The organism is Sphaerisporangium sp. NPDC088356 (assembly GCF_040685555.1).
Taxonomy (GTDB): Bacteria; Actinomycetota; Actinomycetes; order Streptosporangiales; family Streptosporangiaceae; genus Sphaerisporangium.
In genome coordinates, this window is record NZ_JBFBIK010000005.1 from 113,555 (window position 1) to 133,880 (window position 20,326).

The 20,326-nt window shown below is 70.5% G+C and carries 16 protein-coding genes; 7 read left to right on the forward strand and 9 right to left on the reverse strand.

Features of this window, described 5'->3' with window-relative positions:
* From AB0O34_RS04085 to aceB, 3 genes are all read right to left on the reverse strand, one after another.
* A complete protein-coding gene (locus tag AB0O34_RS04085) occupies nucleotides 1-1,254 on the reverse strand; it encodes an FAD-binding oxidoreductase (protein WP_363912359.1) in 1,254 nt (417 codons plus the stop codon).
* Nucleotides 1,255-1,317: 63 nt separating this feature from the next.
* On the reverse strand, nucleotides 1,318-2,772 hold the full coding sequence (locus AB0O34_RS04090) for an FAD-linked oxidase C-terminal domain-containing protein (protein WP_363912361.1): 1,455 nt from the start codon (nucleotides 2,770-2,772) through the stop codon (nucleotides 1,318-1,320).
* Complete coding sequence (aceB, locus tag AB0O34_RS04095; RefSeq protein WP_363912363.1) at nucleotides 2,769-4,358, reverse strand: malate synthase A; 1,590 nt, start codon at nucleotides 4,356-4,358, stop codon at nucleotides 2,769-2,771. The genes AB0O34_RS04090 and aceB overlap by 4 nt, the downstream gene beginning before the upstream one ends.
* A gap of 304 nt (nucleotides 4,359-4,662) precedes the next feature.
* Between aceB and AB0O34_RS04100 the strand changes: the two genes are divergently transcribed.
* Together AB0O34_RS04100 and hflX are read left to right on the forward strand one after the other, a co-directional pair.
* Nucleotides 4,663-5,352 carry a DUF4097 family beta strand repeat-containing protein gene (locus AB0O34_RS04100; RefSeq protein WP_363912365.1) on the forward strand — a complete coding sequence of 230 codons (690 nt, stop codon included), beginning with the start codon at nucleotides 4,663-4,665 and terminating at the stop codon, nucleotides 5,350-5,352.
* A 152-nt stretch (nucleotides 5,353-5,504) separates the two neighbouring features.
* Entirely contained in the window at nucleotides 5,505-6,911 is a 1,407-nt protein-coding gene (gene hflX, locus AB0O34_RS04105; RefSeq protein ID WP_363912367.1) for a GTPase HflX, read from the forward strand.
* 73 nt (nucleotides 6,912-6,984) lie between these two features.
* Here the strand turns inward: hflX and AB0O34_RS04110 are convergent, their stop codons facing one another.
* From AB0O34_RS04110 to AB0O34_RS04135, 6 genes are all read right to left on the reverse strand, one after another.
* Nucleotides 6,985-8,562 carry a fused response regulator/phosphatase gene (locus tag AB0O34_RS04110; protein ID WP_363912369.1) on the reverse strand — a complete coding sequence of 526 codons (1,578 nt, stop codon included), beginning with the start codon at nucleotides 8,560-8,562 and terminating at the stop codon, nucleotides 6,985-6,987.
* Between the two features lie 80 nt (nucleotides 8,563-8,642).
* A complete protein-coding gene (locus tag AB0O34_RS04115) occupies nucleotides 8,643-10,019 on the reverse strand; it encodes an ATP-binding protein (RefSeq protein WP_363912371.1) in 1,377 nt (458 codons plus the stop codon).
* A complete protein-coding gene (locus tag AB0O34_RS04120; protein ID WP_363912373.1) occupies nucleotides 10,016-11,026 on the reverse strand; it encodes an ATP-binding protein in 1,011 nt (336 codons plus the stop codon). Before AB0O34_RS04120 ends, AB0O34_RS04115 begins: the two co-directional genes overlap by 4 nt.
* Nucleotides 11,014-11,433 carry an anti-sigma regulatory factor gene (locus AB0O34_RS04125; protein ID WP_363912375.1) on the reverse strand — a complete coding sequence of 140 codons (420 nt, stop codon included), beginning with the start codon at nucleotides 11,431-11,433 and terminating at the stop codon, nucleotides 11,014-11,016. Before AB0O34_RS04125 ends, AB0O34_RS04120 begins: the two co-directional genes overlap by 13 nt.
* Nucleotides 11,430-11,819, reverse strand: coding sequence for an STAS domain-containing protein (locus tag AB0O34_RS04130; protein WP_363912377.1), 390 nt, complete (start codon nucleotides 11,817-11,819; stop codon nucleotides 11,430-11,432). Before AB0O34_RS04130 ends, AB0O34_RS04125 begins: the two co-directional genes overlap by 4 nt.
* A complete protein-coding gene (locus AB0O34_RS04135) occupies nucleotides 11,819-12,682 on the reverse strand; it encodes an STAS domain-containing protein (protein ID WP_363912379.1) in 864 nt (287 codons plus the stop codon). Before AB0O34_RS04135 ends, AB0O34_RS04130 begins: the two co-directional genes overlap by 1 nt.
* Nucleotides 12,683-13,311: 629 nt before the next feature.
* On the opposite strand from AB0O34_RS04135, the gene AB0O34_RS04140 reads away from it, so the two are divergent.
* The 5 genes from AB0O34_RS04140 (at nucleotide 13,312) to AB0O34_RS04160 (ending at nucleotide 19,950) form a co-directional block, all read left to right on the forward strand.
* Nucleotides 13,312-14,520, forward strand: a complete 1,209-nt coding sequence (locus AB0O34_RS04140; RefSeq protein ID WP_363912381.1) for an amidohydrolase family protein — start codon at nucleotides 13,312-13,314, stop codon at nucleotides 14,518-14,520.
* 70 nt (nucleotides 14,521-14,590) lie between these two features.
* Nucleotides 14,591-15,487, forward strand: a complete 897-nt coding sequence (locus AB0O34_RS04145; protein ID WP_363912383.1) for a DegV family protein — start codon at nucleotides 14,591-14,593, stop codon at nucleotides 15,485-15,487.
* Between the two features lie 563 nt (nucleotides 15,488-16,050).
* Entirely contained in the window at nucleotides 16,051-16,527 is a 477-nt protein-coding gene (locus tag AB0O34_RS04150; protein WP_363912385.1) for a ComEA family DNA-binding protein, read from the forward strand.
* On the forward strand, nucleotides 16,524-19,040 hold the full coding sequence (locus tag AB0O34_RS04155) for a ComEC/Rec2 family competence protein (RefSeq protein WP_363912387.1): 2,517 nt from the start codon (nucleotides 16,524-16,526) through the stop codon (nucleotides 19,038-19,040). The genes AB0O34_RS04150 and AB0O34_RS04155 overlap by 4 nt, the downstream gene beginning before the upstream one ends.
* A 268-nt stretch (nucleotides 19,041-19,308) precedes the next feature.
* The gene (locus tag AB0O34_RS04160) at nucleotides 19,309-19,950 is read left to right on the forward strand and encodes a hypothetical protein (protein WP_363912389.1); all 642 of its coding nucleotides are present in this window, start codon (nucleotides 19,309-19,311) and stop codon (nucleotides 19,948-19,950) included.
* The last annotated feature ends 376 nt before the right edge of the window (nucleotides 19,951-20,326 follow it).

A 20,326-nucleotide genomic window follows, 5' to 3' on the forward strand; every position in this document is an offset into this window, starting at 1 on the left:
TCACGCGCCGTGGCTCGCGGCCGGCGGCGGGCCGCCGATGAGCCGTCCGGGTGACATGCGCCCCTCGGGGTCGAAGCGCTCCTTCACCCGCCGCATCAGCGTGGCCGCCCCGGCGGGCCCCCAGCGGTCGAGCCGTGACGCGGCCTCCGAAGGCGCGGTCCACACCACCAGTCTCCCGCCGTCCTGCGCCACGCGGGAACGCAGGGCCGTCACGAAGATCTCGGCGGCCGACGCGGTGGTGTCCGGGGGGAGCGCGAGGTGCAGTACGGCCGAGGCGACCGCTCCCCGGACCTGGACGGGCACGTCCCCGGCCTCCTCGGCCGCGCGGGCGATCGCGGCCAGCGCCCGTACGGCCGCGCCGGGCGGGACGCGCAGCTCCAGCAGGAACTCCTCGCCGGGCAGGCGCCCCCACCACACGGGAGGGTCCGGGGCGATCAGCGCGGACGGCCCCATGAGCTCGCCGGCGGCCTTCGCCCGCTCCTCGGCGGCCACCCCTTCGACCAGCGCCGCCACCGTCGCGGGGCCGTGGACGCCGGGCCAGTCGATCTCCAGCGCGCTCGGTTCGAGCTGCGAGCCCGCGATGGCGGCGATCGCGGGCAGGTCCCGGAGATCCGGGACGGTCGCGGTGATCCAGGCGCGGGAGGCGGGCAGCGGGTGGAGCCGGAACGTGGCCTCGGCGATCACGCCGAGCGTGCCCTGGGAACCGGTGAACAGCTTGCCGAGGTCGTAGCCGGCGACGTTCTTGACGACCTTGCCGCCCGAACGCGCGATCGTGCCGTCGGCGAGCACGACCGTGATCCCGATAAGCAGGTCGCGCGCCGTGCCGTACCGCAGGCGGCGTGGCCCGGCGGTGGCGGCGGCTAGCGTGCCGCCGATGGTGGCCCCCTCGACGGGGATGTCCAGGGCGAGCTGCTGCCCGGCGCCGGCGAGGGCCTCGGCGAGCGCCTCGCCCGTCACCCCGGCCTGCACGCGTACGACCAGGTCACCGGCCACGTGTTCGAGCACCTGGTTCAGGCAGCGGGTGTCCACCAGCAGGTCGCAGCGCTCGGGCGCGGGGCCCCAGTGCAGCTTGGTGCCGCCGCCGACCGGCACCACGGCGAGATCGTGCTCGGCCGCGACCCGCATCACCGCGGCCACCTCGTCGGTCGACTCGGGCAGGGCGACCCAGCGGGGCACGATCCCGGCGACCTCGTCGTCCGGACCGGCCTCCCGGATCGTCACGCCGCCGGCCGCGAGGGCGTCACCGGCGCTCATGGTGCACGCTCCCGGAGACGCTGCTCGATGGCGGGGCCGGGACGGGGGAATGGGGAGCGGGCATCAGAACAGTTCCGCCTCTCCGGAGGCCACCAGCGGATGCACGCCCTTGCGCACCCCGGGGGCCTCGCCGCACAGCCGGGGCGTGGGGAAGATCTTGCCAGGGTTGGACAGGCCCTTGGGGTCGAAGGCGCAGCGTACGAGCTGCATGGTGTCCAGATCCTCCGACGTGAACATCTTCGGCATATATCGGGATTTGTCTACTCCGACCCCATGTTCCCCGGTGATCGACCCGCCGTGCGAGATGCACAGGTCGAGAATCTCGCTGGAAACGAGCTCGGCGCGCTCTCCCGCACCCTCCTCGCCGTCGTCGAACAGCACGAGAGGGTGCAGGTTGCCGTCTCCGGCGTGGAAGACGTTGGCGACGCGGATGCCGTACCGGGCGGACAGCTCCTCGATTCCCGCGAGGACCCTCGGCAGGGCCGTCCTCGGCACCACGCCGTCCTGCACCAGGTAGGCGGGGCTGATGCGGCCGACCGCGGCGAACGCCGACCTGCGCCCCTTCCAGATGGCCGCCCGCTCGGCCGGGTCGTCGGCGACCCGAAGCTCGAAGGCCCCGCTCTCACGGCAGATGCGGTCGACCTGCGCGAACTGGTGGGCGACCTCCGCACCCGGCCCGTCCAGCTCCACGATCAGCACGGCCCCCGCCCCGGGCGGGTAGTCGCACCGCACCGCCGCCTCGGCTGCCTCGATGGCCAGCGCGTCCATCATCTCGATCGCCGCGGGCACGATGCCCGCCCCGATGATCGCCGACACCGCCTGCCCGCCGGACTCGACGTCGGTGAACGCCGCCAGCAGCGTGGTCACCACCTCAGGGGCGCGCGACAACCGTACGGTGATCTTGGTGGCGATGCCGAGGGTGCCCTCCGAGCCGATGAAGACGCCGAGCAGGTCGTACCCCGGATCCATGGCGTCGAGCTCGACGATCTCGCCGTCCGGGGTGACCAGCTCGATCGCGAGCACGTGGTTGACCGTGAAGCCGTACTTCAGGCAGTGCGCCCCGCCGGAGTTCTCCGCGACGTTGCCGCCGATCGAGCAGACCTGCTGGCTGGACGGGTCGGGCGCGTAGTAGTAGCCGTACGGGCGCGCCGCCTCGGTGATCGCGAGGTTGGTCACCCCCGGCTCCACGACGGCCCGACGGTTGTCGATGTCGATCGAAAGGATCCGGCGCATGCGCGAGGTCACGATCAGCACGCCGTCGGTGCGCGGCAGGGCGCCGCCGGACAGGCCGGTGCCCGAGCCCCGCGCGACGAACGGCGTGCCGGTCTCGTCACATGCCCTGACCACCGCCGCGACCTGCTCCGCCGTCTCCGGCAGCACCACGATGGCCGGCGTCGCGCGGTGGTAGGTCAGCCCGTCGCACTCGTACGTGCGCAGCCGTACGGGATCGGTGATCACCGCGGCGGGACCCAGGATCGACGCGAAGTGGCCGGACAGCTCGGCCAGGGCCGGGGTCATGGCATGCGGGCGTAGGCCGGGACGGTGAGGAAGTCGGCGAAGTCGTCGTCGAGCGCGACCTCCTTGAACAGCTGCGCGGCCTGCGTGTACAGCGACGCGTCGTGGCCGGGCTCCTGGCGGATCTTGTCGAGCTCCTCGGAGATGATGCGCTCCACCAGCTCCTTGGTCACCACCGCGCCGGTGTCGGCCAGCTCGATGTCGTTGTGGATCCACTGCCAGATCTGCGAGCGCGAGATCTCTGCCGTGGCCGCGTCCTCCATGAGGTTGTGGATGCCGACGGCGCCGCTCCCGCCCATCCAGGCGGCCAGGTAGCGCAGGGCCACGTCGACGTTGTTGCGCAGGCCCGCCTCGGTGATGTCGCCTGGCGTCTTGGAGACCGCGAGCAGGTCGCCGGCCGAGACCGAGACGTCCTCACGGAGCCGGTCGAGCTGGTTCGGCCTGTCGCCGAGGACGGAGTCGAAGACCTCCTGGCAGATCGGCACCAGGTCGGGGTGCGCCACCCACGAGCCGTCGAAGCCGTCGCCCGACTCGCGCGTCTTGTCGGCCCGCACCTTCGAAAGGGCGACCTTGTTCACCTCGGGGTCGCGCCGGGAGGGGATGAACGCCGCCATGCCCCCGATCGCGTGGGCGCCGCGCCGGTGGCAGCTGCGCACGAGCAGCTCGGTGTAGGCCCGCATGAAGGGGGCGGTCATGGTCACGGCGTTGCGCTCGGGGAGCAGGAACTCCCTGCCCCGCGTGCGGAACTTCTTGATGACGCTGAACAGGTAGTCCCAGCGGCCGGCGTTGAGCCCCGCCGAGTGGTCGCGCAGCTCGTAGAGGATCTCCTCCATCTCGAACGCGGCCGGGTAGGTCTCGATGAGGACGGTGGCCCTGATCGTGCCGTGCGGGATGCCGAGCAGCTCCTGCGCGCGGGTGAAGACGTCGTTCCAGAGGCGGGCCTCCAGGTGCGACTCCATCTTCGGCAGGTAGAAGTACGGCCCCCGGCCCTTGTCGATCTGCCGCTGCCCGCTGTGGAAGAAGTAGAGCGCGAAGTCGAAGATCGAGGCGGAGACCGGCCTGCCATCGACGACCAGGTGCTTCTCGGTCAGGTGCCAGCCCCGGGGGCGGACCACGATGGTGGCGAGCTCGTCGTCGGGCTTCAGCGCGTACCGCTTGCCGCCCGACTCGAAGTCGATCGTGCGGTCGAGCGCGTCACGCAGGTTGAGCTGCCCGTTGACCACGTTCTCCCAGAGCGGGGAGTTGGCGTCCTCGAAGTCGGCGAGCCACACCTTGGCTCCCGAGTTGAGGGCGTTGATGGACATCTTCCTGTCGACCGGGCCGGTGATCTCGACCCGGCGGTCCACCAGGCCGGGCGCGGGCTCGGCGACCCGCCACGAGTCGTCATCGCGGATGGCCTTGGTCTCCGGGAGGAAGTCGAGGGTGCCGCCGGCGGACAGCTCGGCCTGCCGGGCCTGGCGGGCGTCGAGCAGCTCCAGCCGGCGCCCGTCGAACTCCCGCTGCAGGGTGGCCACGAAGCTCAGGGCCTCGGGCGTGAGGATCTCGTCGAAACGGTCCAGCAGGGGACCGGTTATCTCAACGCCGTCCATGGCCATCCTTCCATCGCTTTCCACTGTGTTCCATCCACCGCATTTTCCACTATGTGGAAAAATACTTCTGAATTATGGAATCGACGCTACTCGACTCCCGAGTCAGGGGTCAATGTCCGGTGCCCCTGAGGGATCCCCAAGGGTCGTCTCGGGGCGTTCCCCGATGGGCGCGAGCCCGGCCGGCGAGCAACCTTGGACCATGACGAACCAGACGCCCTCCGCCGGTACCTCCCCCGAGACCGGTTCCTCAAGCCGGGCCGTACGCCATGAGACGCTGACGGCCCGGCGTGGGAGACCCGGTCGCGTGAGAAGCGTGATCGCCGCCGGAGCCGTGCTCGGTACGGGCCTCCTGCTGACCGGGTGCGGCCTGCAGAACATCGGCGCGCCCACCAAGGAGGAGACCAAGTCCTACGACGTCGGCGGCAAGGTGGCGGTCCTGCGCGTGCAGAGCGGATCCGGAGCCATCGTGGTCAACGGGTCTGACCGCACAGGGCTCCGCGTGACCGAGACGTCGCACTGGAAGGCGGACAAGCCCACCACGCGGCACCCTGTCTCGGACGACGTCCTCACGCTGGACTACAAGTGCCCCGACGCCGACTGGGGATGCGGGGTCGACTACGAGGTGGAGGTGCCGCGCGGCATGCGGGTCAAGCTCGACACCGGCTCCGGCGACATCACCCTGCGAACCCTGTCGGGAGAGGTCGACGCCAAGACCGGATCGGGCACGATCGACGCCAACGGCCTGGCCGGCAAGAAGGCGGTCGCGGAGACCGGGTCGGGCGACATCGAGCTGCGCTACACCGGCGTCCCCGACGACGTCCACGTGAGCACCGGTTCGGGTACGGGCGTCGTGCGCGTGCCGCAGGGCGCGTACCACGTGACCACGCAGACGGGGTCGGGGGAGCGGAAGGTGGAGGTCACCAGCGACGACTCCTCCCCGCGCAGGATCTTCGTGAGGACCGGCTCGGGCGACGTCCAGGTCCTCAAGATCTGAGGCGCGACCCCGGGCGGATAACAAGGTGAATCCAGATGGCCGCCGTGACACCATCGGAGGGAAGACATAGACCGGGTCTCCGTGTTGAACTGTGCGAAGCGGTGAGCCCACGAGCGCCAAGGAGCGCCACCATAGCCACAGAGAAGACTTATATGTACAACGAGTCCTACGAAGACCAGTCCACGGGCGACTACGACCTCGAAGAGCGGCAGGCACTCCGGCGAGTGGCCGGGCTGTCGACAGAGCTTCAGGACATCACCGAGGTCGAATACCGGCAGCTCCGCCTGGAGCGGGTGGTCCTGGTCGGGGTCTGGACCGGTGGCACCGTCACCGACGCGGAGAACTCCCTGCAGGAGCTCAAGCTCCTCGCCGAGACCGCCGGATCCGAGGTCCTGGAGGGCCTCATCCAGCGACGCCAGCGTCCGGACACCGCCACCTACATCGGCTCGGGCAAGGCCGTGGAGCTGCGCGACATCGTCATCTCCACCGGCGCCGACACGGTGATCTGCGACGGAGAGCTGACCCCCGGCCAGCTGCGCCAGCTGGAGGAGGTCGTGAAGGTCAAGGTCATCGACCGCACGGCCCTCATCCTCGACATCTTCGCCCAGCACGCCAAGAGCCGCGAGGGCAAGGCCCAGGTCGAGCTGGCCCAGCTCAGCTACCTGCTGCCGCGCCTGCGCGGCTGGGGTGGGAACCTCTCCCGCCAGGTCGGCGGCCGGGCCGCCGGCGGCGTGGGCATCGGAGGCCGCGGCCCCGGTGAGACGAAGATCGAGCTCGACCGGCGCCGCATCCGCGAGCGCATGGCCAAGCTTCGCCGGCAGATCGGCGGCATGTCCGTCGCCCGCGAGACCATGCGGTCGCGCAGGACGCGCCGCGAGGTGCCGTCGGTGGCGATCGCCGGCTACACCAACGCCGGCAAGTCGTCGCTGCTCAACCGGCTCACCGGCGCGGGGGTGCTGGTGGAGGACTCGCTGTTCGCCACGCTCGACCCGACCGTCCGCCAGGCCCGCACGACCGACGGCAGGCTGTTCACGCTCAGCGACACCGTCGGGTTCGTACGGCACCTGCCGCACCAGCTCGTGGAGGCGTTCCGTTCCACGCTGGAGGAGGTCGGCGACGCCGATCTGATCCTCCACGTCGTCGACGGCTCGCATCCCGACCCCGAGTCGCAGCTGGCCGCCGTGCGAGAGGTGCTGGCCGACATCGAGGGCGTCAGGGACATCCCCGAGATCGTGGTGGTCAACAAGGCCGACGCCGCCGACCCGGTGGCGCTGGCCAGGCTGGCGACGCGCGAGCGGCACAGCGTGGTCGTCTCCGCCCGCACCGGGGCCGGCATCGACGAGCTGATCGCCACGATCGAGCGGGAGCTTCCGAGGCTCGACCACGAGGTCCACCTGCTCGTGCCGTACGACAGGGGAGACCTGGTCGCGCGGGCGCACAAGGAGGGCGAGGTGCTGTCGGTCGACCACACCGGGGACGGCACCATCCTGCACGCGCGCGTGCCCGCCGGTCTCTACTACGAGCTGGAGCGCACCGCCAAGCCGGTCGAGACCGTCTGATCCACGCACGAAGGCATCCGGACACCAAGGCAGCCGGCGCGTCATCGCGCCGGCTGTCGTCGTAGGCGGGGCTCTAGTCGGTCCGCCGGAGGGCCACGACCGCCACATCGTCCTCCCGCGCGCCGAAATGGTCGATCAGCCGGTCGCAGAACACTTCGAGGTTGTCGTCGAAGGAGGTGGCCATCTGGCGTACGACCTCCAGGCTGTGGTCCAGCGGGATGTCGCGGTCCTCGATGAGCCCGTCGGTGAACATCAGGAGCGCGCCCTTCTCGGGGATCTCCAGCTTGTCGACGCGGTACACCTCGTGGGCTGCGCCCATGAGCAGGTTGCCCCAGCCGAGGTAGCGCGCCTCGCCGTCGGCCACGATGACCGGGGGGATGTGCCCGGCGTTGGCCAGCTCCACGGCGCCGGTGACGGGGTCGATGAGCAGGAGGCAGACCGTGGCGGTCATGGCGGGATGGTACTTGCGCAGCACGTCGTTGAGCCGCCCCATGACGCGACCGAGATCGTGGTCCTCGACGATCAGGGCGCGCAGGGCGTGGCGGAGCTCGGCCATGATCGTGGCCGCGTGCAGGGAGTGCCCCTGGACGTCGCCGATCCCCACGAGGAGCCGGTCGCCGAGCCGCAGGACCTCGTAGAAGTCGCCCCCGACCTCCACGTTGTCGATCGCCGGCTGGTAGCGGACCGCCAGCTCCAGGCCGGGGGTCGGCGGGATGTGCGACGGCAGGAAGCTGCGCTGCAGGGTGAGCGCGATCATGTGCTCTTCGGCGTACGCCCGGAGCGCGTCCACCGCGAGCGCGAGCGCCTGGCAGAGCTGCTTGAGGACGTTGAGCTCGTCCGGGTCGGGCGGGTCGACCCCTTCGACCCCGAGGTACACCGGCGGGCGGCCCACCTTGGTGCGCGACACCACGGCCGAGACCTCGCCCCTGATCACACTTTCCGGCAGGACCTGCAGCCAGGCGTCCCTGGACATGGTGAACTCCGCGGTGCCGGACGCGTCGCCGAGGGCCAGCCGCGTCACGCGATCGAGGGTGTCCTGGGCGGGGCTCAGCAACGTGGCGGGCACGCCGGGGTTGACCACGAAGTAATGGCGGATCCTGCCGTCGACCGCGATGGCCAGGGCGCTGCACCGCCGCCCGAGGATCTTGGACGTGCCCTCCACGGCTACACGCAGCAGCCTGTCGAACGTGGTGCTCGCGTTGATCTCCAGGGTGACCCGGGTGAGCTCGCCCAGCCGGTGGGCCATCCGCTCGGCCCGCCGGCGTGCCCTGTAGTAGCGCAGGGTGGCCTGGACGGTGGCGATGAACTCCTCCGGCTCGATGGGCTCGGCCATGTAGGCGTCGGCCCCGCGGTCGAGCCCGTGGGCACGGTCCGCGACCGCGATGGCGTGCGCCGATATCTGGATCACCGGGATGGCCGCGGTGGCCGGATCCGCCTTGATCCGCTCGCACACCTCGTACCCGTCGATGTCGGGCAGCCGCACATCGAGGATCACCAGGTCGGGGAGGATGGCACCGACCAGGCTCAGCGCCTCCTCGCCGCAGGTGGCCTCCACCACGTCGTGGCCCGCCCTGCGCAGCCAGCTGCCGAGGATGTAGCGCTTGGTCGGTGTGTCGTCCACCACCAGGATGGTCGCGGCTTTCTCGTTCATCGTCCCTCTTTGATAGCACCCGCCCGAGCATGCTCCACGCCACGTGTCCCGCGCACCGGCGGACACGGTCGCCGGCTTCCCTACTGGGGGTCCGTCTGGTGGGCCGCGCCGGGCTCCTCGTCGCCTGTGGGGCCGATCTGCGGCAGCCGTACGGTGACCGTGGTGCCCTCGCCGGGGACGCTGGCCAGGCTCAGGGTGCCGCCGAGCACCTCCGCCAGCCTGCGCGCGTACGGCAGGCCGAGGCCGGTGCCCCGCGCCCGTGCCTGCGCGGCCCCCGGCACCTGGAAGAACTCCTCGAACACGCGCTCCTGGTGCTCCTGGGGGATGCCGATGCCGGTGTCGGCGACGACGAACACCACGTCCCCGTCGTCGTCGTTGTACGCCGTCATGTCCACCGTGCCCGACTCGGTGAACTTCAGCGCGTTGGACAGCAGGTTGCGCAGGATGCGGGAGAGCAGGACCTCGTCGGTCAGCAGGGTCTCCGCCGCCCTGGACACATCGACCGTGAGGCGTACGCCGTCGATGCCCGTTGTCGGGTGCAGCGTCATGCGGAGCCGCTCCGCGAGGGCCGGAAGGTCGACGACGGAGGGCTGGGAGGTGATGTGCCCGGACTCCGCCTTGGCCATGTCGAGCAGCTCTGCCACCAGGGCGAGCAGCGTCTGCGCGGAGTTGCCGATCAGCTCGACCTGGAGGTGCTGCTCCTCGCTCAGTTCCTCGCCGCCCGGGCCCAGAAGCAGCCTCACCAGGCCGATCACCGAGTTGAGCGGGGTGCGCAGCTCGTGGCTGACCGTGGCCCAGAAGCGGTTCTTGGCCTCGCTGGCCTCCCGGAGCTGGGCCGACTTCTCGTCCAGCTCCGCGTAGAGGGCGACCACACCCCGGTTGGTCTCCTCCAGCTCCTCGGAGAGCTGGTTGTAGAGGGCGAACACCCCCTGGTTGGTCTCCTCTAGCTCGGCGTTGAGCCGCAGGAGGCGCTCACGCTGGTTCCGCGAGTCCTCCAGCGCGGAGGCGAGCTCGCGGTTCTGCTGGCGCAGCTCCTCCAGGATCCCGGCGGGCGCGAGCTCGATCATCTTGGCGCGGATCTCGCCGAGGTGCGGCTCCTCGGGAGCCAGCACGCCCGGCACCTTCTTGATCATGGTGATCCGGCGCAGGTCGTCGTCGTGCTCGACCGCGTCCATCAGGCGGGCGGCCAGCGTCACCCCTCCCGGCGCGACGACCTCGGCCCCCGCGGAGTAGACGATGTCCACGATGAGGCCGGTCATGTCGTCAAGCCGGAAGGCGACCTCCGCGTCCCGGGCGCTCCCGACGATCTCCCTGCCGACCTCGCTGAGCGCGGTGCCGACCCGGATCTGGTCGAGATCGTCCAGCCCCACGGCCTCGGCGACCTCGCGTCCCAGCTGCCGTACGGCGAAGACGTCCCGGTCGTCCCGTACGGCGATGCTCAGCAGGTCGCGGTTCACGGTTCGGTCCGTATGGCGAGGACGCACGCGTCGTCACGGCGGATGGCCGAGTCGCGAAGGAGCGTCCCGGCGATGACGTGAGCCGTGTGCGTGAGCAGGCCCGGATAGGCGGCCAGATCCCACCGCTCGGTCAGCCCGTCGGAGTGCAGGACGACCACGCCGTGCGGCGGCAGCTCGTACTGGAACTCCCTGAGGCTTCTGGCCTTGTGCCCGGCGATCCCCGGCACCGAGGTCATGCCCTGCCGGCCCTCGGAGTGGCAGATCCACCCGGAGATGTTGCCGACCCCGGCGTACCGGGCAGAACCGGTCGAACGGTCGACGCGGACGACCGCCAGCGCGCCGCCCCGCGTATGCCCGAGCGCCCGGTGCACCCGCTCGACGATCGTGACGGGGGTTCCCTCGGGGTCCTCCCGGAAGACCCGCACGGCCTCGCGGGACGCCTCCGCGGCGGCGACCCCGTGACCGAGCCCGTCGCACATGACCGCCGTGACGGTGCGGCCGTCGTCCTCGAAGGCGAACGCGTCGCCGCTGACGATCTCCTCCCCCACCGGCCGGTACAGGCCACACGCGCGCGACTCGGCCGGAGGCGCGTTCTTCGCCGTGAAGCGCATGGCGAGCACGGTGCCCTTGCCGGGGCGCGAGTAGATGTCGTACGCGTCGGAGAGCCGGGTGATCGCCCCGAGGCCGATGCCCAGGGTGCCGGCGGTGGAGTAGCCGTCACGGATGGGCCCGACCGTGTCGGCCATGCCGGGGCCGTGGTCTATGGAGATGACCTCGATCGACTCGGGCGAGGAGGGGTGCGGGCGCACCAGCATGGTGCCCGCGGTGGCGTGCTTGACCAGGTTGGAGGCCGCCTCGCTGACCGCCACGGCGACCTGGCCGGCGTGCTCCTGGCCGAAGTTCCTGTCCTCGGCGAGCGCGGTGGCGATCCTGCGGGCGGAGCCGATCGCGCTCGCGTCCTCCATCCTGAGCCAGGTGTCCTGCCGCTCAGGGATCAGCGAGTCCATTTCGTCACCGTCACGACCGTACCCCGGCCGGGCTCGGAGTCGAGGTCGAACTCGTCGACGAGGCGCCGGCTGCCGCTCAGCCCGAGGCCGAGGCCTCCTCCGCTGCTCCACCCGTCGGTGAGCGCGAGCTTGAGATCGGAGATGCCGGGGCCGCTGTCGCTGAACACCAGGCGCAGGCCCCGCCGTGTCGCGTTCTGGACGGTTTCGATGCGCGCGTGCCCGCCACCGGCGTGGACGAGCGTGTTCCTGGCCAGCTCGCTCGCGGCGGTGACGATCTTCGTCTGGTCTACGAGCGAGAAGCCCAGCTCGATCGCGGACGCACGGACCTTCTGGCGCACGATCACGACTTCGTCGTTCGACGTGATGGCGAGCTCCTCGACGGCGTTTCGCGTCGGGGGGTGGCTCACAGCCCGACCGCGGACAGATCGTCCGACCGCGAGGAGGTGTGCCGGCTGAGGAGCGCGATGCCCTTCTCCAGGTCGAGGGCCGTGCGGAGCCCTCCGAGGGAGAGGCCGAGCTCGACGAGGGTGATCGCCACGGCGGGACGCATGCCGACGACGATCGTCTCGGCGTCCAGCATGCGCGACATCCCGGCGATCGTCGACAGCATGCGCCCGACGAACGAGTCGACGATCTCGACGGCCGTGATGTCGATGATGACGCCGACTGCTCCGGTCTCGACGACCCGGTCGGCGAGGTCCTCCTGGAGCGTCAGGACCGACTGGTCGTCGAGGTCACCCTGGATCGAGACGAGCAGGATGTCGCCGATCTTGAGAATGGGTACGCGGTCCATCAGGCCTCCTGGGCACGGATGGCCACGCGCGTCTGCTTACTGCCGGCGAGCTCGACGCCGTTCTGCCTGAGGGCGTGGGCCAGGGCGTCGGCGAGCGTGGCCTTGGTGACGATGTCGCCGAACTCGATGCCGAGGGTGACGATCGTGTGGGCGATCTGGGGGCGGATGCCGGAGATGACGCAGCTGGCGCCCATGAGCCGGGCGGCCATCACCGTCTTGAGGAGGTGCTGGGCGACCTGGGTGTCGACCGCCGGCACGCCGGTGATGTCGATCACCGCGTACTCCGAGCCGGTGTCCACCAGGGTCTGGAGCAGCTTCTCCATCACGACCTGGGTGCGGGCCGAGTCGAGCGTGCCGACGAGGGGGACGGCCACGATGCCCTCCCACAGCTTCACCACGGGGGTCGACAGCTCCAGGAGCTGTTCCGTCTGGTCGGCGATGATCTTCTCACGGGCGGTCGCGAAGGCCTCGAAGGTGTAGAGCCCGAGGCCGTCGATGGTGCGCGACAGCCAGACGAAGCCGCGCAGCGCCTCGACGCCGCCGTCGGCCTCGACGAGCTCGTAGACGGCCTCCTTCAGCCCGAACACCGCCATGGCGGTCTCGGTGGGGGTGAACCCCTGCCGGGCACGCGATCGGGAGAGCTCGGCGAGCAGGCCACGCAGTTCCACGGCGGCGTCCTGGTCGTCGAGAGATCGCAGGAAGGTCTGGTAGATCTCCTGAAGCTCCGTGCGCGCGTCCGACTCGACCGCCCGGCCGCGAAGGGGCTGGTTGGAGATCTGGATCCAGCGATCGAGAATGCGTTCCCCGTTGTCACGCAACAGCTCTTGGATGTGACGCCTGCTGGTATCGTCCTGCACGGTCAAAGACAGCTCCTGGGCCAACCTATGTTTGACGAGCAAAGATAATGCTCTTCAGAGAGGTTACACTGAGTCGGCTGAAGATCATCTCATGTCAGCGGGTGCGGGGGACGCGGGCCCAGTGCTGGGATGAACAGTGCGAAACGGTGCAAAACCGCGACGGCGGCGGGGAAAACACGCAAAGGCGCAGCAAAACGACTGTGGCCCGCGAGGCTTGATTATTGCTACGATATGGAAACCCTGACAAGACATTCTGGCGCTGGTTTCGCATGATGACGCGTGTGACTGCTGTTACAGCAGGGGCTTGCTCGGCACCGGGCGTTACCTGGGGGCAGGATGCTCGACAGCCGGGGTGCAGAGGAGCTCGACGCGATACAGGGAGAGACGAACCGGCGTTCTTCTCAATTAACCCTGTACAGCGAGCCGACCTGTGAAATAACGTAACTGAACTGAAATCGCCTGGCCAAGATCCGGGCGATACCGTCATCGCACACGTGTGCGGATGAGATCAGGAGACCCCCCAATGACGTCCGGAAACGGAGCGGACCCAGCGGGCGTGGCGCCCGGCCTGAGCTGGGCTGCGGTGGCGTTCCCGGATGTCTCGACGGCCATCGGCCGGACCGGGCGGTGATGCCATGACGGTGCGACTTCTCACCAACATCGGCCGGCTATGGACCGGCAACGACGTCTGCAGCAACGCCGCGATCCTCGTGCACAACGACCGCATCGCGTGGGTCGGCCGCGCCGCCGACCTGCCGCAGAGCGTGCCTGGAGTCGTCGACGACATCGTCGACGTCGACCACGTCGAGAACCTCGGCGGCGCCCTCGTGACGCCGGGCCTCATCGACGCCCACACCCATCCCGTGTACGCGGGCAACCGCTGGGCCGAGATGGCCATGCGCTCCGGCGGCTCCACGCCGAGCGCGATCACCGCCGCGGGCGGGGGCATCGGCTCCACCGTCACGGTCACCCGCGGCACCGATCCGTGGACCTTGTGCAACGGCGTCCGAGAGCGGCTGCGCGACTGGCTGCTCAACGGCACCACGACCGTCGAGGCCAAGACCGGCTACCACCTCACCCGCGACGGGGAGCTGGCCGACGTGCGCCTGCTCCGTGAGCTCGAGAAAGAGCCCATGATGCCGCGGGTGCACGTCACGTTCCTCGCCGCCCACGTCGTGCCTCCCGAGTACTTCGGACGCCAGCGCGACTACGTCGAGGCCGTCGGCTCCTGGTGCGCCGACGCCGCCGCGGCGGGCGCCGACAGCGTCGACGTCTACTGCGACGACGGGCACTTCAGCACCGACGAGGCCCGCTGGGTGCTCGCCTCCGGCCGCAACGTCGGCCTGCTGCCGCGCATCCACGCCGGCACCGACAAGCGGCGCGGCGCCGTCCAGCTCGCGGCCGAGCTCGGCTGCGCCTCCGCCGACCTCCTGCACAACACCACCGACGAGGACATCGCCCTTCTCGCGAGGTACGGCGTGCCCGCGGTGGTCTGCCCGGGCACGGCGCTGCAGCAGGGCAACCTTCCTCCGGTCCGGCGGATGCTCGCCCAGGGCGTCACCGTCGCGCTCGGCAGCGATCACAACCCCGGCCACTGCGGCATCACCTCGATGTCCCTGGTGATCAGCCTCGCGGTCGCCGCGTTCGGCATCAGCGTCGGCGACGCGCTCCGGGCCGCCACGCTCGGCGGGGCCACCGTGCTGGGCGCTCCCGACCGCGGCGTGCTCGCCCCGGGCCGCCTCGCCGACATCGTCCAGTGGGACGCCGACCACGAAGGCGCCTTCGCCTGGGGCTTCGGCCTCAAGCCCCGCCGCGTATGGCGCGGCGGCACCCCCGTCCAGTAGGCCTCCGCCATGTGCGGTTCGGCGGCTCTCGTCCGGTAGTCGTTCTTCGCTTCGCGGGTAGCCTTCGGTCATGTCGCAACCGGTCGCCGTGGTCACCGATTCCACCGCCTACCTCGATCCCGAGGAGGCCGGGCGGCTGGGCGTCATCGTGATCCCGCTCCAGGTGGTCGTCGGAGGCCGCACGCTGGACGACGTCGCCCAGATCGACGCCGAGGGCGTCGCCACGGCGCTCCGGGAGTGGTCGCCCGTCTCCACGTCCCGACCGGCCCCCCAGCGCTTCGCCGACGCGTACGAGCTCGCCGCCGCGCAAGGAGCGGTGGGGGTGGTCTCCGTCCACCTTTCCGGCGCCATGTCCGGCACCGTGGACGCGGCGCGGATCGCGGCCGGGGACGCGCTGATCCCCGTGGAGGTCGTCGACAGCCGTTCGCTGGCCATGGGGCTGGGGTTTCCGGTGCTCGCCGCGGCGCTGGCGGCCCGTCGCGGCGGAGACCGGCCCGGCGTGGCGGAGGCCGCGCGGGCCTGCGCGGACGCGACCAAGAGCTTCTTCTACGTCGACACCCTCGAACACCTGCGCCGAGGAGGACGTCTCGGAGCCGCCGCGACCCTCCTCGGATCAGCGCTGTCCATCAAGCCCCTGCTGCACATCACCGACGGGGCGATCGCGCCCCTGGAGAAGGTGCGCACCACCGGCAGGGCGATCGCCAGGCTGGAGGACCTCGCGGTACGGGCGGCGGGCGGCGAGCCGGTCGACGTCGCCGTTCACCACCTGGCGGCCTCTGGACGAGCGCGCACGCTGGCGGACCACCTGACGAAGCGGATCCCCAACCTGGTGAGGCTCCGGGTGGTCGAGGTCGGCGCGGTCGTCGGCGTCCACGTCGGCCCCGGGATGCTCGGCGTCACCGTGACCCCCGCCCTCCCCGGCGAGGAATCCCCCCTCCCGGAATCCCCCCTCCCGGACTCCCCGTGACCTGACGGCCGCCGTTGCGCTTCCCGGTTCTGACGGGGGCGTCCACCGCTCGGCGAGCTGACGGGGTCCTCCACTTCTTCGTGACCTGACGCGGTTGTCCACAGAGCCGCGTTCGGTCGAGGAGGAGGGGACGTGAGCCGCCTAACGTCGCTCTCGTGCGAACAGCGGACAGGCCCCATGAGAGCGAGATAGGCGAGTCCCGCCTCCGCGCGCTGAGCCCCCCGGGCCACCCCAGAGCGCCCCGGCCGGCCGCAGAAGAAGAGACCGGCTACGCCGCCCCCCGGCGTAGCCGTGCATCCGCACCTGAGCCTGTCCCCGGTTCCAAGCCGGATTCCGCACCGGCGGGGTGGGTGCGGTCCGAGCCGGTGCCCTTCCGGTCGTTTCGCTCTCGGCTGGGTGAGGTCGTGTCCCAGCATGGCCCGCTTCTCGATCCTGGGCGGCCAGGCCTTCGTGTGCTGCTGGTTCTCGGCTTGCTGGCGGCCCTGGTCGGGGGTGTGTACGCGTGGCGATCACGTCCGGTGGCCGAACCGCTGGGGCCACCGATCCCTCTGGGTGGCCCGCCGATGGGTGGCCTGTCGACGCCGTCTCCCGCCGCTACACCCTCACCGACCGCACAGGTGATCATCCAAGTGGCCGGGAAGGTAAGGAAACCCGGCGTGATCACGCTCCCCAGCGGATCGCGCGTGGCCGACGCGGTGACCGCCGCTGGGGGAGTGCGTCCGGGTGCGACCGCCGGGGGTCTCAACCTCGCCCGGAAGCTCACCGACGGCGAGCAGATCATCGTGGGGGCGCCGAGCCGTCCCGGTGCCGCACCGGTTCCCCCATCCGACCCCACCTTCGGCGTCGACGCCCCGCTCGATCTGAACGCCGCCACCCCCAGCCAGCTTGAGACGCTGCCCGGTGTCGGAGAGGTGCTCGCCGGTCGCATCGTGGAGTTCCGGCAGGCCCACTCCGGGTTCCGCAGCATCGACCAGCTCCGCGAGGTGACGGGCATCGGCGACAGAAAGTTCGCCGACCTCCGCGACAAGGTGCGCGTATGACGCCCTACCTGGGCTCCAAGGAGAGTCCGCGAGGGCCCGAAGGGGCGACCGGCCAGGAGGTGGTCCGAGACGAGGGCGAGCGTGCGGGGGAGAGACGCGGGGAGGGTGAGGTCGACCTGCGGAGCGCCCATGGTCAGGAGCATTCGCTGCGCCTCGTGCCGCCGGCACTCGCAGCGTGGGGCGCCTCGCTCCTGCTGCTGGGCTGTTCCGTTCGCACCGACGTGATCACGGCCCTGACCGCCCTGGCCACCATGGCCGCCGCCGCGACCTGGAGGGCCGGCGGAAGGAAGGCGGGTGAGAGCGGATGGAGGGTCGAGCGGGGGGCGGGGAGCAGGTGGAGGCCCGGGAGTGGGTGGGGGAATACGGTGCTCGCCGTTCTGGGGTGTGTCGCGGCGGTCGCGGGGGCGGTGGGGTTCCGAGTCCATGCGGTGAGTACGGGCCCGGTGGCCGAGCTCGCCGAGAGACGGGCGGCGGTCACGGTCGAGATGACGCTTACCGCCGATCCCCGGATCCTCCCCGGCCACCGCGGTGTCGTACGACGTGATCGCGTGATCGTGGAGGGCTCGGTCGAGATCGTCGAGGCTTCCGGGGCGCGCTACTCGACCAGAGCGCCGGTGGTCGTGTTCGCCCAAGGGGCTCAATGGCTCCCCCTGCTGCCCAGCCAGCGGATACGGGTCGGCGGCAGGCTGAGCCCGGCTGATCCGGCAGAGCTCACGGCCGCGATCCTCACGGCCAGGGAGACGCCCGAGGTGATGGGCGGTCCATCCCCGGCGCAGCGCGTCGCCGCGGCCCTGCGCACGGGGCTGAGACAGGCGGCGGGGGTTCTCCCACCGGCCGAGCGCGGGCTGCTTCCGGGCCTCGTCGTCGGCGACGTGTCCCTCATGGACGAGCAGGTCAAGTACGACCTGAAAACGGCAGGGCTCAGTCACCTCACAGCGGTGTCGGGGGCGAACCTCGCCGTCATCGCCGGCATGGTGATCGCCCTGGGGCGGGTGGCCGGGCTGCCTCTGGCCGTCCGGGCGATTCTCGCGATCGTCGCCATGCTGGGGTTCGCCGTGGTCGCCCGCCCGTCGCCGAGCGTGCTCCGTGCCCTGGTGATGGGTTCTGTGGCGGCCGTGGCGCTCGGCACCGGTCGTTCCAGGGACGGGCTCGCGGCCCTCTCCGCCACCGTGCTGGGACTGATCCTCTTCGATCCCGCGCTGGCCCGGGAGTACGGCTTCGCGCTCTCGGTCTTCGCCACCGGGGGCATCCTGGTGCTGGCGCCCAGGTGGCGCGACCGTATGGCCCGGCGGATGCCCCGCTGGGCCGCCGAGGCGATAGCGGTCCCGTGCGCCGCCCAGGCGGCCGTGACGCCCTTACTCGTGCTCATGTCGGGGCAACTGGAGCTTGTTGCCATTCCGGCCAATCTGCTCGCCGGACCGGCCGTGGCCCCCGCGACGATCCTGGGCTTCGTCGCGGCGATGGTGGCACCCGGCAGTGTCGGGGCCGCGAGCTGGCTTGTCCGTCCCGCCGGGTACGCGGTCGGCTGGATCATCTGGGTGGCCCGGGAGGCTGCGACCCTGCCCGCCGCGACCCTGCCGTGGCCCGGGGGAGTGGTCGGCCTCCTCCTTCTCGCGGCTACGGCCTTGCTCGCCTGGTTCCTGCTACGACGCGCGGCGGGGCGCCTGGTGGTCTGCGCCGTCGCGGCCGGGCTGGCCCTCGCCGCGTTGCTCGTACGGCCGGTCGTCGCGTCGTGGCCGCCACCCGGATGGCTTCTCGTCGCCTGCGACATCGGGCAGGGGGACGCGCTGGTCCTGTCCGTGGGAGGAGCACGCGCGGTGGTGATCGACACCGGTCCTGATCCCATGTCCGTGGACCGCTGCCTTCGCACGCTCGGCGTGAGACAGGTGCCGTTGCTGATCCTCACCCACCCGCACTTCGACCATGTCGGCGGCCTGGACGGGGTGTTTCACGGCCGGTCGGTGGGAGCGGTGGTGGTGAGTCCGGGGCACGAGCCGGGGCAGGAGAGCGCGCGGGTGTCCGCCGATCTCGATCGCCGCCACGTGCCCGAATGGGTTGCCTCACCGGGGATGGCGTGGAATCTCGGCCCTGCCGCGCTGAGCGTTCTCGGGCCTGTGCCGGAGGCGGTGCCGGCGGGGCCCGGGGAGGGCTCGATGGCCAACAACGCCAGCATCGTGATCCATGTGCGATGGGCCGCCGGCTCGGCGCTGCTGTCGGGGGATGTCGAGGTAGAGGCCCAGGCCGAGTTGCTCCGGCGTGGCCTGCCGGCGGCCGACATCCTCAAGGTCCCCCATCACGGGTCCGCGCGCCAGGATCCGGCTTTCCTGGCGGCCACAGGCGCCCGGGCCGCGCTGATCAGCGTGGGGGCGGGCAACGACTACGGTCATCCCGCCCCGCTGACGCTCAACCGCCTGCGCGCTGTCGGCATGCGCGTTCACCGGACCGACCAGGAAGGAGACCTCGCCGTCATAACCGACCACGGCCATCTGGCGATCGTCCCCCGCCGCCCTTGATTCCCAGGCCGCGATCCGCGTGCTCCGGTGGCGCGTGGACGGGGTGTCCCGGTGGGGTGTGGCCGGGGTGTTCGAATGTGGGCGGTCGCCGGGTGCTTCGGCGTACGGTCGCCGGGGGTGCTTCGACTTCGGGGTGTCGCACAGGTCTTGGGCCGATTGGTCGGCGTCAGGAGCCGGGTCGCTCAGCCTCAGGCGTTCGTGCGCTTGGCGCGGAACTCGGTGTTGAGGTCCGCGGCGTAAGCGCGCTGGACTGGTTGCCGACACGCGTATGGACAGCATCAGGAAGTCACGCTGGATCCTCGCGTTCCCGTCGACATTCTCTCTGTGGCGTCGAATGATCCTTTGGGAGATCCGTAGCTACCCGCTGGCGCTTCAGCGTGAGCGTAACCGTGGGCTCGCCAAGACTGAGCTTCAGGACCGGTACGGGCGTCTGTGGCGTTGGAAGGCGACGCGTCGGGAGCGTGCTCTCTACAAGCTTGGTGAGCTGGTTCCCGTGGGGACGGAGACGAGCGTTTCGCTCCCTGTTGAGGAGACGGTCCCCGAGGACGAGACGATCGTCGTCCCCGAAATTCCGGCAGTCACAGAGCAGCCGTCCCATCCTTCGTCCCCTGCTCCCAAGACGTCTCGTCCCCGGACTCGTCAGGGGACCAAGAAGGGGACCGTCCCCGAGAAGAAACGTCCCGTCCCCAACGTCGAGGATCTCCTTCCCGCAGGTCGTGAGGTCGCTAAGAAGCTTGCTGCCGAGGGCCGTCCCCTCACTCGCGATAACCTGCTGACCGAAATTCGGCAGGAGGTTCAGCCGGTCTCGACTGGTCGCGCTACTGAGCTGCTGAAGGTTCTCAAGCAGGAGATTTCCTCAGCTCAGATCGACGGTCAGGCTGACCTCGTCGAGTTGGCCGGTGTTGCGTGATGGCCTTTGTCCCCCTCGTTCGTCCCCATGTCGGTCCCCTCTTCGGAGGGGTCCGTCCCTGATCTCGTCCCCTCTCTCGTTCCCACGGCTGAAGGGGACGGTCCCCGGCTTGTCCCCGTCAGGATCTGCCTGCGTCCCCTCGTTCGTAGGCGCTGCCGTCCCGACTCTCGTCCCCTGTTCGTCCTCACCTTCGTCCCCTGCTTCGTCCCCGATTTCGTCCGCAAGTCGGAAGGGGACGAGCGGTGAGTATCCGTCGCGCAGAACTCCCGTCCGACAACTTCACGATGCTGAGCAACAAGTGGATCAGAGACGGCCGTCTGACGTGGAAGGCGCGCGGCATCCTCACGTGGCTGGCGTCGCACAAGATCGGCTTCCG

What these genes read in the sequence shown, in the direction of transcription:
- AB0O34_RS04145 (WP_363912383.1), top strand. Translation starts at nt 14,591, where the DNA reads ATGTCGCAACCGGTCGCCGTGGTCACCGATTCCACCGCCTACCTCGAT.
- AB0O34_RS04155 (WP_363912387.1), top strand. Translation starts at nt 16,524, where the DNA reads ATGACGCCCTACCTGGGCTCCAAGGAGAGTCCGCGAGGGCCCGAAGGG.
- AB0O34_RS04085 (WP_363912359.1), bottom strand. Translation starts at nt 1,254, where the DNA reads ATGAGCGCCGGTGACGCCCTCGCGGCCGGCGGCGTGACGATCCGGGAG.
- aceB (WP_363912363.1), bottom strand. Translation starts at nt 4,358, where the DNA reads ATGGACGGCGTTGAGATAACCGGTCCCCTGCTGGACCGTTTCGACGAG.
- hflX (WP_363912367.1), top strand. Translation starts at nt 5,505, where the DNA reads ATGTACAACGAGTCCTACGAAGACCAGTCCACGGGCGACTACGACCTC.
- AB0O34_RS04090 (WP_363912361.1), bottom strand. Translation starts at nt 2,772, where the DNA reads ATGACCCCGGCCCTGGCCGAGCTGTCCGGCCACTTCGCGTCGATCCTG.
- AB0O34_RS04150 (WP_363912385.1), top strand. Translation starts at nt 16,051, where the DNA reads ATGGGTGGCCTGTCGACGCCGTCTCCCGCCGCTACACCCTCACCGACC.
- AB0O34_RS04130 (WP_363912377.1), bottom strand. Translation starts at nt 11,819, where the DNA reads ATGGACCGCGTACCCATTCTCAAGATCGGCGACATCCTGCTCGTCTCG.
- AB0O34_RS04120 (WP_363912373.1), bottom strand. Translation starts at nt 11,026, where the DNA reads ATGGACTCGCTGATCCCTGAGCGGCAGGACACCTGGCTCAGGATGGAG.
- AB0O34_RS04140 (WP_363912381.1), top strand. Translation starts at nt 13,312, where the DNA reads ATGACGGTGCGACTTCTCACCAACATCGGCCGGCTATGGACCGGCAAC.
- AB0O34_RS04110 (WP_363912369.1), bottom strand. Translation starts at nt 8,562, where the DNA reads ATGAACGAGAAAGCCGCGACCATCCTGGTGGTGGACGACACACCGACC.
- AB0O34_RS04160 (WP_363912389.1), top strand. Translation starts at nt 19,309, where the DNA reads ATGGACAGCATCAGGAAGTCACGCTGGATCCTCGCGTTCCCGTCGACA.